This is a genomic window from Frankia sp. AiPs1 (assembly GCF_023716945.1).
Classification (GTDB): Bacteria; Actinomycetota; Actinomycetes; order Frankiales; family Frankiaceae; genus Frankia.
Genome location: NZ_JAMQQF010000118.1, coordinates 1 through 14,171 on the forward strand (window position 1 = coordinate 1; position 14,171 = coordinate 14,171).

General features: G+C 73.9%; 12 protein-coding genes and 1 pseudogene. 7 read left to right on the forward strand and 6 right to left on the reverse strand.

What is annotated here, in order from left to right:
- Positions 1-47: 47 nt before the first annotated feature.
- Positions 48-404, reverse strand: a complete 357-nt coding sequence (locus tag ND748_RS34020; RefSeq protein WP_308205634.1) for a DUF5999 family protein — start codon at positions 402-404, stop codon at positions 48-50.
- 407 nt (positions 405-811) lie between these two features.
- Between ND748_RS34020 and ND748_RS13295 the strand changes: the two genes are divergently transcribed.
- Entirely contained in the window at positions 812-2,173 is a 1,362-nt protein-coding gene (locus tag ND748_RS13295) for a glycosyltransferase family 2 protein (protein WP_251746112.1), read from the forward strand.
- An 18-nt stretch (positions 2,174-2,191) separates the two neighbouring features.
- On the forward strand, positions 2,192-4,165 hold the full coding sequence (locus ND748_RS13300; protein WP_251746113.1) for a hypothetical protein: 1,974 nt from the start codon (positions 2,192-2,194) through the stop codon (positions 4,163-4,165).
- 151 nt (positions 4,166-4,316) lie between these two features.
- On the opposite strand, the gene ND748_RS13305 is transcribed toward ND748_RS13300, so the two are convergent.
- Positions 4,317-4,739 carry a CoA-binding protein gene (locus ND748_RS13305; RefSeq protein WP_251746114.1) on the reverse strand — a complete coding sequence of 141 codons (423 nt, stop codon included), beginning with the start codon at positions 4,737-4,739 and terminating at the stop codon, positions 4,317-4,319.
- Positions 4,740-4,925: 186 nt separating this feature from the next.
- Here ND748_RS13305 and ND748_RS13310 point away from each other — a divergent pair, with 186 nt between their 5' ends.
- Positions 4,926-5,609: an HAD family phosphatase gene (locus tag ND748_RS13310; RefSeq protein ID WP_251746115.1), complete on the forward strand. Its 684-nt coding sequence runs from the start codon at positions 4,926-4,928 to the stop codon at positions 5,607-5,609.
- A gap of 180 nt (positions 5,610-5,789) precedes the next feature.
- Positions 5,790-6,107 (forward strand): type II toxin-antitoxin system RelE/ParE family toxin, encoded by a 318-nt coding sequence (locus ND748_RS13315; RefSeq protein ID WP_251746116.1) that lies wholly within the window; start codon positions 5,790-5,792, stop codon positions 6,105-6,107.
- Positions 6,108-6,206: 99 nt separating this feature from the next.
- On the opposite strand, the gene ND748_RS13320 is transcribed toward ND748_RS13315, so the two are convergent.
- The 4 genes from ND748_RS13320 to ND748_RS13335 all read right to left on the reverse strand — a co-directional run bounded on the left by ND748_RS13320 (position 6,207) and on the right by ND748_RS13335 (position 9,507).
- Positions 6,207-6,770 carry a DUF1990 family protein gene (locus tag ND748_RS13320; protein ID WP_251746117.1) on the reverse strand — a complete coding sequence of 188 codons (564 nt, stop codon included), beginning with the start codon at positions 6,768-6,770 and terminating at the stop codon, positions 6,207-6,209.
- Between the two features lie 75 nt (positions 6,771-6,845).
- Entirely contained in the window at positions 6,846-7,427 is a 582-nt protein-coding gene (locus tag ND748_RS13325) for a TerD family protein (protein WP_251746118.1), read from the reverse strand.
- Positions 7,428-7,536: 109 nt separating this feature from the next.
- Entirely contained in the window at positions 7,537-8,598 is a 1,062-nt protein-coding gene (locus ND748_RS13330) for an MBL fold metallo-hydrolase (RefSeq protein WP_251746119.1), read from the reverse strand.
- A gap of 87 nt (positions 8,599-8,685) precedes the next feature.
- Positions 8,686-9,507: a PaaI family thioesterase gene (locus ND748_RS13335; protein WP_251746120.1), complete on the reverse strand. Its 822-nt coding sequence runs from the start codon at positions 9,505-9,507 to the stop codon at positions 8,686-8,688.
- 670 nt (positions 9,508-10,177) lie between these two features.
- Between ND748_RS13335 and ND748_RS13340 the strand changes: the two genes are divergently transcribed.
- The 3 genes and pseudogenes from ND748_RS13340 to ND748_RS13350 all read left to right on the forward strand — a co-directional run.
- Positions 10,178-11,767 carry a hypothetical protein gene (locus tag ND748_RS13340; protein WP_251746121.1) on the forward strand — a complete coding sequence of 530 codons (1,590 nt, stop codon included), beginning with the start codon at positions 10,178-10,180 and terminating at the stop codon, positions 11,765-11,767.
- Between the two features lie 59 nt (positions 11,768-11,826).
- On the forward strand, positions 11,827-12,720 hold the full coding sequence (locus ND748_RS13345; protein WP_251746122.1) for a hypothetical protein: 894 nt from the start codon (positions 11,827-11,829) through the stop codon (positions 12,718-12,720).
- A pseudogene (locus tag ND748_RS13350) lies at positions 12,713-14,171 on the forward strand (hypothetical protein); the annotation flags it as partial. The gene ND748_RS13345 and the pseudogene ND748_RS13350, both read left to right, overlap by 8 nt.

Below are 14,171 nucleotides of genomic sequence, written 5' to 3' on the forward strand. Positions count from 1 at the left end.
AAACCTCACAGCCGCGGCCCACGACGGCGCCGGCGGCGGCCGGCCGGTCAGACCCGGACGGGAGCCTGGCTCGCCCGCCGGGGCGCCGGAGGGCGGGGAGCACAGGCCCGCGGCAGGGGCCGCCGCGGCTCGACCGTGCGACCGGTCGGCAGGATCTCCCCGAGATCGTCGAACAGGATCACCCCGTTGCACAGAAGGCTCCAGCCCTGATCCCAGTGCTGGCTGGCCACCCGCGCGGCGTCCCGGTCGGCACCGTCTGCCGCCGGGCAGGGCGGGGAGTGTTGGCAGCCGCGCTGCGGTGGAGGAAGCGCGCGGGGGGCCGCGGAACCGGAGGAAGCGTCTGGGTTTGTCGGCGCGTGGGGCGTCGGCACCTCGTCTGAAACGCGAACAGCTTGCACGGGCACCAGACGTTACGCCTCCCCGTAAGAAGCGTCACACCGAGGCGCGGGTGCAGGGCCCGGCGTGTCTGCCGCGCCACCCCGCGGGCCGGGCACGAGACGCGCGCCGACGGGTCCTGACCAGGACAGCAGCCGCATCGCGCCCAGATGCGACCCACGCCGACAGACCACGAGGTGTCCGCAGATGGACACCGGTAATCGGACCCTGCGAGCAGATCGGTAGGTTACGGGACTGCGGGCGAGCGATCCGCGGCATCGGCCGCCACACTGACTCGCGTCGGTCTGCTGATGCGTCCACCTGCACGACTGGCGCCGGCACGCCGGCACGCCGACGACCGGTCAGGGAATTCCCGGCACGGACGACCACCGGTGGACGGTCGCGGGCACGCCCGGCCATGGAGGGGGGACGGACGATGGAGGGTGCCACGGGCACCGGCGCCGACACCGTCGGGGAGACTGTCGACACCGTCGGCGAGACTGTCGCCGCCGGCGGGGCAACCCGTTCGCGTGGGCAGGCGTTCGAGGTCTCGGTCGTGATGCCGTGCCTCAACGAGGAGGACTCGGTTGGCGTGTGCGTGCGCAAGGCCCTCGCCGGGCTCGCCGCCGCGGACGCCGTCGGCGAGGTCGTCGTCGTCGACAACGGCTCGACGGACCGGTCGGCCGAGCTCGCCCAGGAGGCGGGCGCCCGGGTCGTGCACGAGACGCGACGCGGCTACGGCAACGCCTACCTGGCCGGCTTCGCCGCCGCCAGGGGCCGGCTGATCGTGATGGGCGACGCGGACGACTCCTACGACTTCTCCGACCTCTCCGCGCTGCTCGCCCCGTTGCGCGCCGGTCGGGCGGACTACGTTCTCGGCTCCCGCTTCGCCGGGAAGATCCTGCCCGGCGCCATGCCCTGGCTGCACCGCTACGTCGGCAACCCGGTGCTCACCGGCATCCTCAACCGCCTGTTCGACGTGCGCTCCTCCGACGCCCACTCGGGGATGCGGGCGTTCAGCCGCGAGGCGTACCTGCGGATGCGGCTGCGCTGCGAGGGGATGGAGCTGGCCAGCGAGCTGGTCATCGCCGCCGGGCGGGCCGGGCTGCGCATCGAGGAGGTGCCGATCACCTACCACCCGCGGGTGGGTGACTCCAAGCTGCACTCCCTGCGGGACGGCTGGCGCCACCTGCGGTTCATGCTGCTACTCGCGCCGCGGTACCTGTTCGTCCTGCCGGGTCTGGTGCTGCTGGCGCTCGGGGTCGTCGGCCAGGCGGTCCTGCTCCCCGGCTCCCTGGACGTCGGCTTCCACCGGTTGGACCTGCACTTCTCGATCCTGTTCGCGCTGCTGGCGCTGCTCGGCTGGCAACTCGTGCTGCTCGGCGTCTGCGCGGACGTCCACAACCACGCGGTCGGCTGGCAGGAGCGCCGCCGCTGGCCGCTGCCGCTGGTCCACCGGGTGTTCACCCTCGAACGCGGCCTGGCGGTCGGGGCCGGCCTGTTCACGGTCGGGTTCGTCGTCGACGTCGTGGTGCTCGTACGCTGGCTCGCGAACGACCTCGGTCCCCTGAACGAGATGCGCCCGGCGCTGCTCGCGATGACCCTGATGGTCCTCGGCGCCCAGACCGCGTTCGGTTCGTTCTTCCTGCGGCTGCTGACCGCGGGGCCCAGCGGCGGCCATCAGCGCGCCGCCGCCCGCCCGGCGATGCGGGCGCCCGGCGATCCGCCCGGCGCGGCCCCGCTGGTCGGCATGCACTACGAGACGCAGGAGCACCCGGCCGAGGCTGTCGGGTTTTGAGAACGGCGGACATCGACGATGGTCGTCCCGGGCAGGCACGTGTTCCCGCCGCCCCCTGATCAAGAAGACGGCTTCCCGCCCCGGCTCTCGGCGACGACGGCCGCCGTGACGGCGGCCGCGGCGAGGCCGGACGATCCCGTCTACCCCGATGAGCCGGATCGGCCCGTCGGCCTGGTCCGGCCGGACGAACCCGACGCTCCCGTCTACCCGGACGAGCCCGGCGCCGCCCCGGTGTCGCCCGACGCGCCGGTCGTCCTGGGCTCCGACGCAGATGGCGGGGCCCAGCCGCCACCGCGCCGCGGCCGCCGGCCGCTGCGGCATCTTCCGTTCGCGGTCCTGCTCGCCGCGGGCGTGGCGCTGCGCGCGGTCACCGCCTACGCCTACCGGCCGGCGTTCGAGTTCTACGGCGACTCCTACGCCTATCTACGCCTGTCGACGTTGAAGGCCCCCGACCCGATGCGGCCGGCGGGCTACCCGGCGTTCCTGCGGCTGCTGTCGTTCACCGACAACCTCTGGTGGGTCACCGTCGTCCAGCACGCGGCCGGGCTGGCGCTGGGCGTGGCCATCTACGTCCTGCTGGTCCACCGCCGGGTCGCGGCGCCGATCGCGGCGCTCGCGGCGGCGCCGGTCCTGCTCGACGCCTACGAGCTGGTCATCGAGCACTTCGTGATGGCCGAGACGTTGTTCGCGGTGCTGCTGGTCGCCGCGATCATCGCCCTGACCTGGTCGCCCCGCCCGTCGGTGTGGGCGTGCGGACTGGCCGGACTGCTCCTCGCCGCCGCGGGCCTGGTCCGCACGATCGGCGTGGCTCTCGCCGTCCTGGTTGTCGGCTACCTGGTGCTGCGCCGGGTCGGCTGGCTTCGCTTCGCGACCTTCGTCGTCGCCCTGGCCGTGCCCCTCGCCGGCTACGCGACCTGGTTCCACGCAAGCCACGGGAAGTACGCGCTCACCGGCGGCGACGCGGTGTGGATGTACGGCCGGGTGGCACCGATCGCCGACTGCGACCGGCTACACCTGAGCCGGCAGCAGCTCGTGCTGTGCTCCCCCCATCCGGTCGCCGAGCGGCCCGACCCCAGCTACTACGTGTGGAGCGTCAACAGCCCGTCCCGGCGGCTGCACGTGCCCGCCGACGAGCGGGACGCGTTGCTGCGCGACTTCACCCATCAGGTCATCCGCTACCAGTTCGGCGACTACGTCCGGATGGTCGGCGGGGAGCTCGTCCACTACTTCCGCCCCGGCCGGCCGATCGGGCACCGGGACTGGCCGGACGCGACCTGGCGCTTCCCCACCGGAGACGAGCCTCGCTTCCTGCACAACGGCGAGCCGTTGCTGGGCCTGCACGGCGACACGCCGAAACGCGAGGTCCACGAGTCGGCCGCCGGCTTCCTGCGCGGTTACCAGCGGGATGGCTTCACCCCCGGGCCGGCGCTGGCCGCGATGCTGCTACTCGCCGTCACCGCGATCGCGGTGCCGGCCCGGCGCCGCGCCCCGCGGCTCGGTGTGCGTGGCGCCCGGGCCCGCCGCCGCTGGCACGACCAGACGGTCGAGCACCGGCGGCTTCGCGCCGACGCGGCCCTGCTCGCGGCCGCCGGCGTCATGATCCTCGTGGTGCCGGCGGCCACGGTCTGCTTCGACTACCGCTACCTGCTGCCCGTGCTCGTCCTGATCCCGCCCGGCGCGGCGCTGGCGACCCGCCGGTTCACCCTGGTCCGCCGCTCCCGCCGGGCACCGGACGAGATCACCCGCACCTCGCTGTGGGCCCCCGCCCGGCCTGAACCCGGCCCAGGTCCCGAACCTAGCCCGGGTCCCGAACCCGGCCCGGGGCCCGAACCCGGCCCCGCAATCGGCCCCGGCAACGGGCCGGTCGAGGGCCTGGTCCACGGGCCGGTCGGCGCGACGGCCGGCGGCCCGGCCCGGCCCGGTGCGGATCCGGTCACCCCCGGCGGCGCCCCCTCGACCCGCTCACCGATCCACCGCCACCGCCGACGCTGAACCCGGGCGATCCCGATTGCGGTGCGTCCCGCACAATTGCGGACCGCAGACCGTGCAGAACGCACCGCAGGAACACCGCGATCCCCAAGAACACCGCGACCCGCAGGAGCACCGCGCACCGCACGCCGGATGGCCCAGCCGGACGCGCTGCTCAGCGGGTCCAGCCGAGGCCGAGGCGGGGGGCCTCCATCGCCGGGCAGGTGTCCATCACGACGTCCAGGCCGGCCTCACCCGCCCGGACTGCGGCCGCGTCGTCGCGGACGCCGAGCTGGAGCCAGACTCCCTTCGCGCCGATCTTCACCGCCTCGTCGACCACCGGCCCGGCAAGCTCCGAGCGAACGAACAGGTCGACGACGTCGACGGCGAACGGGATCTCGCTCAGCGTCGCGTACCCCTGCTCCCCCGCGACCACCGGCACCGACGGGTGGACCGGCACCACCCGCTTGCCGTTGCGACGCAGGTACTCCGCGATGTCGAACGCGGTGCGGCGGGTGTCGTTGGACAGCCCGACCACTGCCCACACCTCGGTGTCGGCGAGCAGATGACGGATCGTGTCGTCGTCTCCATAGCGCATGCCAGTCGTCAACAGCGGCGACGTTCCGTGTCATCCGGGCGGGCGGGGCCAGCCGGGCGGGCGGGGCCAGCCGGGCGGTCGGGGCCAGCCGGGCGGTCGGGGACGAGGGACGACCCGCAGGTATCGTCGGCCTCCGGCACCGTCGACCAGGCCGGGGGGACGTCCAGGTGGCTCCAACGGGTTCCGATGGATGAGGTCGCGGCCGTCGTCTTCGACCTCGACGGCGTCCTGATCGACTCCGAGACGGTGTGGGACGACGTCCGGCGCGCCTACGTGGCCGAGCGGGGCGGGCGCTGGGCGACGGACAGCACCAGCCGGATGATGGGGATGAGCACCACCGAGTGGTCGGGCTACCTGGCCGAGATCGGGGTGCCCGGGTCGCCGGCGGACATCGCCGACGAGGTCCTGCGGCGCGTCGCTGATCGCTACGGCTCGGCTCCCCCGCTGCTGCCCGGCGCGGTGGACGCCGTGCGCGCCCTCGCCGCGCTGCACCCGCTGGGCCTGGCAAGCTCCTCCGCCCGGCTGCTCATCGACCTGGTCCTCGCGCACACGGGCCTGGCCGGGCTCTTCGCTGCCGTCGTCTCCTCCGAGGAGGTCGCCCGTGGCAAGCCCGCGCCGGACGTGTACCTCGAGGCCGCCCGCCGGCTCAACGTGCCGGCCGGCGACTGCGTGGCGGTGGAGGATTCCACGAACGGGCTGCGCGCCGCCGCGGCCGCCGGGATGACGGTCGTCGCCGTGCCGAACCCGCACTTCCCACCCGACGCCGCCGCCCTGCGCCTGGCCTCGGCCCGGGTGGCCACCACCGCGGAGCTCACCCCCGCCGTCGTCCGGGCCGCCGTCCATGAGCGGCGAGCTCACGCCACCGGCTGAGCTCCAAGCCGCCGGCTGAGCTCCGGGCGGCCGCTGCCGGGACCGAAGCCGGGGGTGGTGCGAAGTGGGGCCGCGGCTCCCGGCGGACGCATAGGATCAATGCGTGAACAACGCGGAAGTCGTCTCTTCCCGCGCAGGATTGCTCCGACCCCGCGCGGGCCGCGGGAGGGGTGGCCGGCGGTGAGTGACAAGCACGAGGTCACCCTCTCCGCCTCGGCCGAGCGCGACCTGGCCAAGCTCGCCGAGCTCACCCGCGGCGAGGTCCGCCGGTTCCTCGACGGCAAGCTGCGCGACGACCCGCGCAAGGCCGGCACGCCGATTCCCGGCGAGCAGGTCGGCATGCACGAAGCCAGCGGCCGGACGTGGCGGATCCTCTACCGGATCGACGCCAACACCCAGACGGTGCGGGTCATGGTCGTCGCGCCGCGCGGTTCACGCACCCGGATCGTGCCCACGATCGGCGCCACGACCACCGCGACCGGCTGGCGCCGCATCTGACCTGCGTCGCTGCCGCCGCCGGCACGCCGGAAGGGCCACAGCGGTTCGAAGAACGGCAGGATCGTGGATGACGTGGTGTCAGCGATCAGGCTGCTCGGCTCAGCCCTCCGCACGGCCCGCCACGTCTCGCACCACGCGGGCGTAACGATCGGTGATCATTTCCTGCGCTCTTCGGCCCGCAGGTCCGGCCAACAGGGGTAGGAGACCGTTGGGACGGCTGAAGGCCGTGATGCCCAGCCAGACGGCGTTGTCGGCGTCGCGCTCGACGACGAAGGCCTCCTCGCCGATCTCGGGATGGTCAGGCAGGGTCCCGTAGGCGAAACCGCGGCGGTCGGCCTCGTCGAGCACCCACACCACCCGGCAGGCGGCCAGCACCCCGACCCGTCCCCAGGCCGCGCACATCACCACGGTCGCCCCGATGTCCGCCCCGGAAGCAGTCGCCACCGGTCTGAGGCCGGCGTGCCGATGCATCTCCCAGCTCATGATCTCCGCGGCGGCGGCATCGAGCACAGGCCGTCCGTGGCCCAGCAACGTGCGACGCCGCAGATGCCGATAACCGGCCGGCAGGCTGCCTACCGTCGCCCCACGCTCGGGGTAGGTCAGCTCCGCCTCCCCGCAGCGGGCCAACTCGCGCTCCAACCGTCCCGCGACGATCAGGCGCATCCTCACGGCATCGCCGACCCGGGGCCGGTTCCGGGACGGAGGAGGTCGTTCAGCAGAGCAAGGCCACGATCGAGATCAGGAGACGTTGACGCCGAAGTCGAGGGCAATTCCGCGCAGGCCGGAGGCGTAGCCCTGGCCGACGGCGCGGAACTTCCACTCGCCGCCGTAGCGGTACAGCTCACCGAAGATCATCGCGGTCTCGGTGGAGGCGTCCTCGGTGAGGTCGTAGCGGGCCACCTCCGCACCGGTCGTGGCGTCGGTGACCCGGATGAAGGCGTCGCGGATCTGGCCGAAGGTCTGCCGGCGGGTGTCCGCGTCGTAGATCGACACCGCGAAGACGACCTTCGCCGCCTGTGGGGTCAGCGTCCGCAGGTCGACGTTGATCTGCTCGTCGTCGCCGCCACCGCCGCCGACCAGGTTGTCGCCGAGGTGGGTGACCCCGCCGTCGGGACTGACCAGGTTGTTGAAGAAGACGAAGTAGCCGTCGGAGAGCACCCGGCCGGCCTCGCTGACGACGATCGCGCTGGCGTCGAGGTCGTAGTCGGCGCCGCTGGTCTGCCGCACCTTCCAGCCCAGCCCGATGGTCACAGCCGTCAGGTTGGGAGCGACCTTGCTCAGCGAGACATTCCCGCCCTTGGACAGCGACACGGACGTCATGCCCCACACCCTAGTACCGATGGGGTGCGGCTCGAACCGATGCGGTCCGAAATCGTCGCCTCGGTCCGGGTGGGCAGTCGACGAGCATCCGCGGACGGGCCGCGGCGGCCTACGCGGCGGCGAGCCGCCAGCGGGCGGGTGCGCCGTCGTCGACGCGGGCGACGCCGGTCGCCACCAGGGCGGCGAGGCACCCGAAGGTGTCGGTGACGGCGTTCTGCAGCGCCACCCCGCGCAGGTTGCGGAACGGGCGGTGCCAGGTCACGTGATCGGCGAGTTCCCAGACGGTGCTCCCGCCGGCACGCAGGCCCGCGAGCACCTCGGCAAGCCGGCCCTGGTGCACCGCGTCGATCTCGGCGAGCCGGTGTTCCAGGCCGGTGAATCGGTGCTCGTGCGCCGGCAGTACCTCCGCGGCGTCCAGCCCACGCAGCCGGGCGAGCGCGCGCAGGTGGTCACCGAGCGGGTCGGGATGGGACGCGTCGGGTTCGGGGGTGCCGACCACGGTCGACGGCAGCACGTGGTCGCCGGACAGCAGCAGCCGGTTCGCCGGCTCCCAGAAGCACAGGTGTCCCGGCGAGTGGCCGGGCGTCCACAATGCGCGCAGCTCCCACCCGGGGATGTCCGGTCGCCCACCGTCCTCGATCAGGACGTCCGGGCGCGGAATCCGGCGCACGGCCGCCTGGGTGCCCTTGACCAGGTGCTCGGTCATCTCGGCCGGGGCGCCGGCGCGGGCCATCAGCCCCGGGATCCGGGTGGCGAAGCCGTTCTCGAACTGGCTGAGGATCGCGTTGTCCAACGGGTGCAGCGACACCCAGGCGCCGGATGCCTCACGGATGCGGCCCGCCATCCCGAAGTGGTCGAGATGGGCATGGGTGACCACGACGCCCTGAACCTCGGCGACCGAGGTCCCGACCGTGTCCAACCCAGCCGTCAGAGCCGCGAAGGCGTCGTCGGAATCCCAGCCAGCGTCGATCAGGTAGGGGCCGTCCGCGGTCTCGAAGACGTAGACGGTCACGTGGGCCGGCTTCGCCCAGGGCAGCGGGAGCGGGATGCTCCACAGCCCCGGCCGTACCTGTTCCACCGGCGGCAGGGGACGGCGCCAGCGCACCGGCTGCGTGCCGGCGTCGCGCTGCACGGGTGCGCCGGGACGTCGTCCGACGTCGGACGTGGTCATGCGCCGGGGGCGATCATGCGTCGGTGGTTGTCATGCGTCGAGGGTGGTCACGCGTCGGGATGGTCATGGTCGTCGTTCCTCCAAGGGTCAGGTGGTCGACGGCGGGTTCGAGGGGACGGTGCCGGCGGGGACGGTGCCGGCGGCATCTGCGGGGTGGGGGGCGCCCGGGGTGTCGGGGGCCGGGCCGCGGAAGGCGCCGAACAGTCGGGCGGCCTGGTCCGGTCGGGGCACGACGAAGATGCCGACGCCCTCGACCAGGGGCTGGTCCGGCTCGGATGCCAGCGCGATCGTGCCGGCCGCGGTGATCTTCCGGTCGGCGACCTCGACGACCCGGCCGACGACGAGCAGCGGAGCCAGCAGCGGGACCGGCCGGCGGTAGCGGGCCGAGAGGGAGACGGTCAGGCCGGAGCGGCCACTTGCGCTGACGACGTCGCCGAGGACCTGGTCGAGCATCATGGCGCTCACGCCGCCGTGCAGGTAACCGCGCGGCCCCTGGTAGGGAAGGCCGAGGGTGGCACGGCCGGTGAGGACCCCGTCCACCAGCGTGGTCTCGAGCCAGGGCGCGATCGGGTTGGCCTGCCCGACGACCGGGTTGTACAGCCACAGCTTCGCGGCCGGGTCGTCCAGTGGCGCGGGTTCACCGACGTCGCGCTGCTCCGCGGTCAACGCGGGCAGACACTGAGTGATCCGGGCGACGACGTCCAGCAGGGTCGCGGTCGAGGCGAGCGTGCGCACGGAGGCGTCGGTCAACGCACGCAGGGCCATGCCGAGCTGGGCGGCCGCATCTCGCTGGGCCGCAATGTCATCGTCATCCGCGACCGCCGCCGCCGCCCGGGCGGGCCGCGCCTGCGCAGCGGCCTGGCGCGGCAACCCGAGCTCCTCCAGAGCAGCGTCCACGGCGTCGTCCACCCGTTTCCTCGGCGCCTGGCGGCGCGTCGTCTCGTCGGTCACCCCACGCCCCGGGACTGCTGTTCGGCGCCGCCGCCCCTGTCTCGCCCACCCCACCCGCCGCGCCGCGAGTGGGAGAAAGGGAGAACGGGCACCGTCTGGTGCCCGACTGGCCTGCGCCACCCCTCGTCGGGTGTACGCGCACCCCCGGTCGATCCCGGCCGCGCCGAACGTCCATCGTGGTGACGCCTCAGCCACGCGTCGGAATCGAGTTGAGAATACCCCACCGGCCTGTTGACGGTCGCTCGACAGCCCCTCCGGGTCGCCTGGGGTGCGCCGCTCCGACCGGGGTCCGCAGGTCTTCGCCCCCCGCCGGCGGGTGCACCAGCAAAGCCTAAAAGGCCTGCACTACCGGCACGTTGCTCCCCCATGACGGCGGCCGGTCGAGCCCGTACCCCGGCGGGGGTGCGCTCCGTGAGCGAGATCACCCTGGATCTTCCGTACCCGGCCGGTCGTGCGCCCGCGACGTCCGCACGGTCAACAGAGTGCACTGAAATTGCGCCGCGTCGGAGGTCCGGTCGACGGTCGCCCGCCGCAACGCTCCGCGCCGCTCCCACCGTCGTGCCACCACCCGGGCGCCACGGCCAGGTGGTGGGCGGCCCGGTCCACGCCGCCCACTAGGCTCGTACGGATGATCGAGCCCGCGTCGACGACCGGTCCAGACCGGCTGCCCCCCGCGATCGGACTCGTCGGCGACGTCGGGATGATCCGCCGGCTCAAGGCGCTCGCGCTGACCCAGCCGCTGCACGACCTCGACGTGCGCAAGGCGCACCTGGACGGCGCGGACTTCGCCGTCTACGCGATGGCCGAGCTCGGCCTGCACGCGATCGACCAGGTCACCGTGGCGATGGACTTCGACCGCGGCGCGGACCACGACCAGGTGCGCCGCCGCCTCGTCCCGCTCGCCGCCGCCCAGGCGCCCGGCCGCCCGGCCGCCGAGCACGAACGGGTGGCGTCCTGGGTGCTGCACAACCTCATCAACGTCGGCAACGTCAACCGGGGCTTCGAGGCTGGTTACGGCACCGTGCACGCCGACGGCCGCTACGAACGGCGCCGCTTCGACTTCAAGCTGCTCGTCGAGTTCGCTGATCCACACGGCGAGATCTACCTGCGGGCCACCGACGAGGCGGTGACCGTGCTGGTCGGGGCGTTGGACACCGACATCACCTCGGCGCAGGTCGCCGCCGAGGTCGCCCTCGACACGCTGATCCGCCGCGGCCGGCTCGCCGACGCCCGCAGCGCGGCGGAGGCCGCCCGGTACCGCACCGTGCAGTACGCCGAGCAGCTCCGCCGGCACCTCGACGCGACGCGACGCAACGTCCTGGCCGTCGACTGGTTGCACGCGATGCCCGCCCTCGTCGACGAGGCCCTGCAGCACGTCGAGCAGCGCTACCGGTACGAGAACGCGATCCTCACCCACATCCGCCGCTACCGCGACTCCGCCGACGACGCCGACCACAAACGCCAGGCCGCCGACCTGGTCGCCATCGTCGGGGACTGCATCCGTCGGCACACCCAGCTGCAGGCCCGGCTGCTGGAGGCGGGCGCCGTGTTCCGCGCCGAGCAGGACCGCCAGCAGTTCGCCGTCGCCTCGGCGCGCGGCGGCATCGACCTGCACTCCCAGTTGCTGCTACCGACACTGGCGCTGCCCGCCGGGGACGCCCAGCGCCCGGCGATGGCGTTCTTCCCCGGCGCGGTCGGCGTGCGCACGCCCCGGGCCCCCCGGGTCCTCGATCTGGTCGATCTGCTGCTTCGCCCGGTGGTGGAACGCGACACGCTCGGCGCGGAGGTGGTCGAGGCCGAGCTGGTGGCGCTGGCGGAGCCGGCGCGGTTCGACGACGAGACCTGGGCCCGCGCGCTCGGGCTGCTCGAACTCGACCCGGCGGCGCCGCGCCGGCTGTCCGCCCTGCTCGCCGATGCCCGCCGCGGGGACGACCGGGATGTCGCCGACCTCGTCGCGCTGCTGGCCCTGCACGCGGTCAACCCCCGCGTCGACGCGTCCCGGCAGGCGGGCGAGACCACCCTCACGGTCGCCGTCGACGACGGCACGCCGCTGCACGATCCGGAGTTCGGCGGAGCCGACCTGCTCGTCGGCCGGGCGCAGATCGTCACGGCGCCCAGCGCGGCGGAATCGTCGGATCCGGCTGGTATCACTTCAGTCCTGACGGAGGTGCGGGCTGCGAGCGGCGCGGCCGTGCCCGCGGGACGGAGGTCGCGATGAGCTGGGAACCCGACACGGGCGCCCCGGACCGACAGGGCGCCCCGATCGACACCGACCCGATGAATGCCGGATCGGTGGACAGCGGATCGGTGGACAGCGGATCGGTGGACGGTGCGCGGCGGGCCGAGCGGCGGCGCGCCGACGCCCATGACGCGTCCCGGCTGGTGTCCTTCGGCCTGCGGCCCCGGCTGGTACCTGCTCGCGACCCGGACTACCGCGATCTGGCCCGGCGATACCTGCGGGAGGCGGAGTTCGCCGCGCTGACCCAGGCGATCGCCGCCGGCCTCGGGCTGGTCGTGCTCGACGTCTCCGAGCGGGCGGGTCTGGTCCCGGCCGGCGCCGAGGACTCGGTCTTCGCCGTCCGCATCGGTGACTACGCCCGCCGCGCCGGCGGCGAGCACCGCGCGGCCGACCGGCTGCTGCATGCCCTCGCCCAGCTCGCCGTGGCCGCGCTCGCCTATCCCCGGCCGGCCGACCTCGCCGACGCCTCCTACGTCGGGCGGGTCAGCGTGCACGGCGTCGACGCGTTCGTCCGGGAGACCTGCCGGCTGCTGGCCGAACGCACCGCCGCCGACGACCAGAACGTCGATCCGCCGGTCGACGCGCCGCGGCTGGAGGCCGCCTGGCGCCTCTACGCTCGGCGCGCCTCGACCGGCAGCACCCGCGACGCGCGGCGCCTCGCCGGGTCGACGACGGGAATCATCGCCCGGGCGATGAACTTCCTCGTCGAGTCGGGCTGCCTGGTCCAGGTCGGCGACGAGGCCGGCGGGACGTTCCGGACCACGCCCCGCTATCAGGTCCAGGTCCGCGAGCTGGCCGCGGACGCGGCCTTCGAGGAGCTGCTGACCCTCGGGGTGATCACGGTGACCGACGGTGCCGGCAGCGTGCGGGTCCTCGTCGACGAGCCGGCCCTGCTGGAGATGACGTCGGCCGGCGAGGCCGCGGATGTATGAGTTGTCGCGGGTGCGGCTGCACTCGATCGGGCCGCCGGGCGCCCGCTTCGGCGACGTGCTGCTGGACTTCTCCGGAGTGGGCGCGCCCGTCGCCGGACCACGCCAGGACGGGCTGTTTCCCAGCACCCCCCGCCAGCGCCGTGACGCCGCCATCCCCGCAGTTCCCGCGCTTTCCAGCGGGCCGTCCCCGGTGGCCCCGGTCGGCCCAGGAACGGCGATCCGCCCAGCAACCGCAGTCGACCCAGGAACGGCGATCGACCCAGGAACGGCAGTCGGCCCAGGAACGGCAGTCGCGGGGACCACGGTCGCGCCCGGCGCACCAGGCCGGCCGCGGCGCCCCTCCCCCGCCTCGGTGCTGTTCCTGGAGAACGGCGGCGGCAAGAGCGTCCTGATCAAACTGATCTTCTCGGTGGTGTTGCCCGGCCGGCGCCACGTCGTCGGCACGTCCAACGGGCGGGTGCTGGACAACTTCGTCCTGCCCGGCGACTGCGGCCACGTCATCTGCGAGTGGCAGCACGCGGTGACCGGGCACCGGGTGCTGACCGGCAAGGTGAGTGAGTGGCGCGGGCGCGGGCCGGCCGACGCCGCTCGGCTCACCGAGGCCTGGTACTCCTTCCGCCCCGGCGGCGGACTGGAGATCACCTCCCTCCCGCTGACCGCCGAAGGCCGCCAGGTCACCCTCGCCGGGTTGCGGGGCAGGCTCCACGACGCCCACGGGGTGGACCCGGCGCTCGACCTGACCTGGGAGACGCACCAGGGCGCCTGGCGGGAGCATCTGGACGCCCTCGGTCTCGATCCCGAGCTGTTCCGTTACCAGCGGGCGATGAACGCCGGCGAGGGCGAAGCAGCCGAGGCGTTCTCGTTCGGCTCCGACGAGCAGTTCGTCGACTTTCTGCTGCGCGCCGTGACCCCACCCGAGGACCCGGCGGGCATCGCCGACGTCGTCGACGGCTACGCGACCAAGCTCGCCGAACGGGCTGCGCTCGGCGCCGAGCGCGACTTCGTCGCGGGCGCGCTGGCGCGGCTCGCCCCGCTGGCCGACGCGGTCGAACGGCGTGCCGGTGCCGGTGCGGCTCACGCGGCCGCCCGGGCCCGGATCACGGACCTGCACGACGGCGTGCGGGCCAGGGTTCGCCGTGACGGCGCCGCCCTTGCCGGCCTCGCCGCCCAGGTGCAGGCTGCCCGCGACGCGGAACACGACGCCGACGAGGCCCGATCGCACCGGCACGGTGCCGTTCTCGCACTGCGTCGGCGGATCGCCGAGCTGCGCCTTGCCGACGCAGAACGGGGGCGGGACCAGCTCGTCGACGGCGCCCGCGCCGCGGCCGCCGAGATCGACGCCTGGCGGGCGACCGAGGACGTGTTGCGGCTTGCGGCGGCGTCGGCCGAGGCAGAGCGGTTGACCCGCCTCGTCGCCGACGCCGAGGACATCGCCGCGCCCGCGCTGGCTG

Coding starts and splice junctions, on each gene's coding strand:
- ND748_RS13295 (WP_251746112.1), top strand. CDS start 812: ATGGAGGGTGCCACGGGCACCGGCGCCGACACCGTCGGGGAGACTGTC.
- ND748_RS13300 (WP_251746113.1), top strand. CDS start 2,192: ATGGTCGTCCCGGGCAGGCACGTGTTCCCGCCGCCCCCTGATCAAGAA.
- ND748_RS13305 (WP_251746114.1), bottom strand. CDS start 4,739: ATGCGCTATGGAGACGACGACACGATCCGTCATCTGCTCGCCGACACC.
- ND748_RS13310 (WP_251746115.1), top strand. CDS start 4,926: ATGGATGAGGTCGCGGCCGTCGTCTTCGACCTCGACGGCGTCCTGATC.
- ND748_RS13320 (WP_251746117.1), bottom strand. CDS start 6,770: ATGCGCCTGATCGTCGCGGGACGGTTGGAGCGCGAGTTGGCCCGCTGC.
- ND748_RS13325 (WP_251746118.1), bottom strand. CDS start 7,427: ATGACGTCCGTGTCGCTGTCCAAGGGCGGGAATGTCTCGCTGAGCAAG.
- ND748_RS13330 (WP_251746119.1), bottom strand. CDS start 8,598: ATGACCACGTCCGACGTCGGACGACGTCCCGGCGCACCCGTGCAGCGC.
- ND748_RS13340 (WP_251746121.1), top strand. CDS start 10,178: ATGATCGAGCCCGCGTCGACGACCGGTCCAGACCGGCTGCCCCCCGCG.
- ND748_RS13345 (WP_251746122.1), top strand. CDS start 11,827: ATGAATGCCGGATCGGTGGACAGCGGATCGGTGGACAGCGGATCGGTG.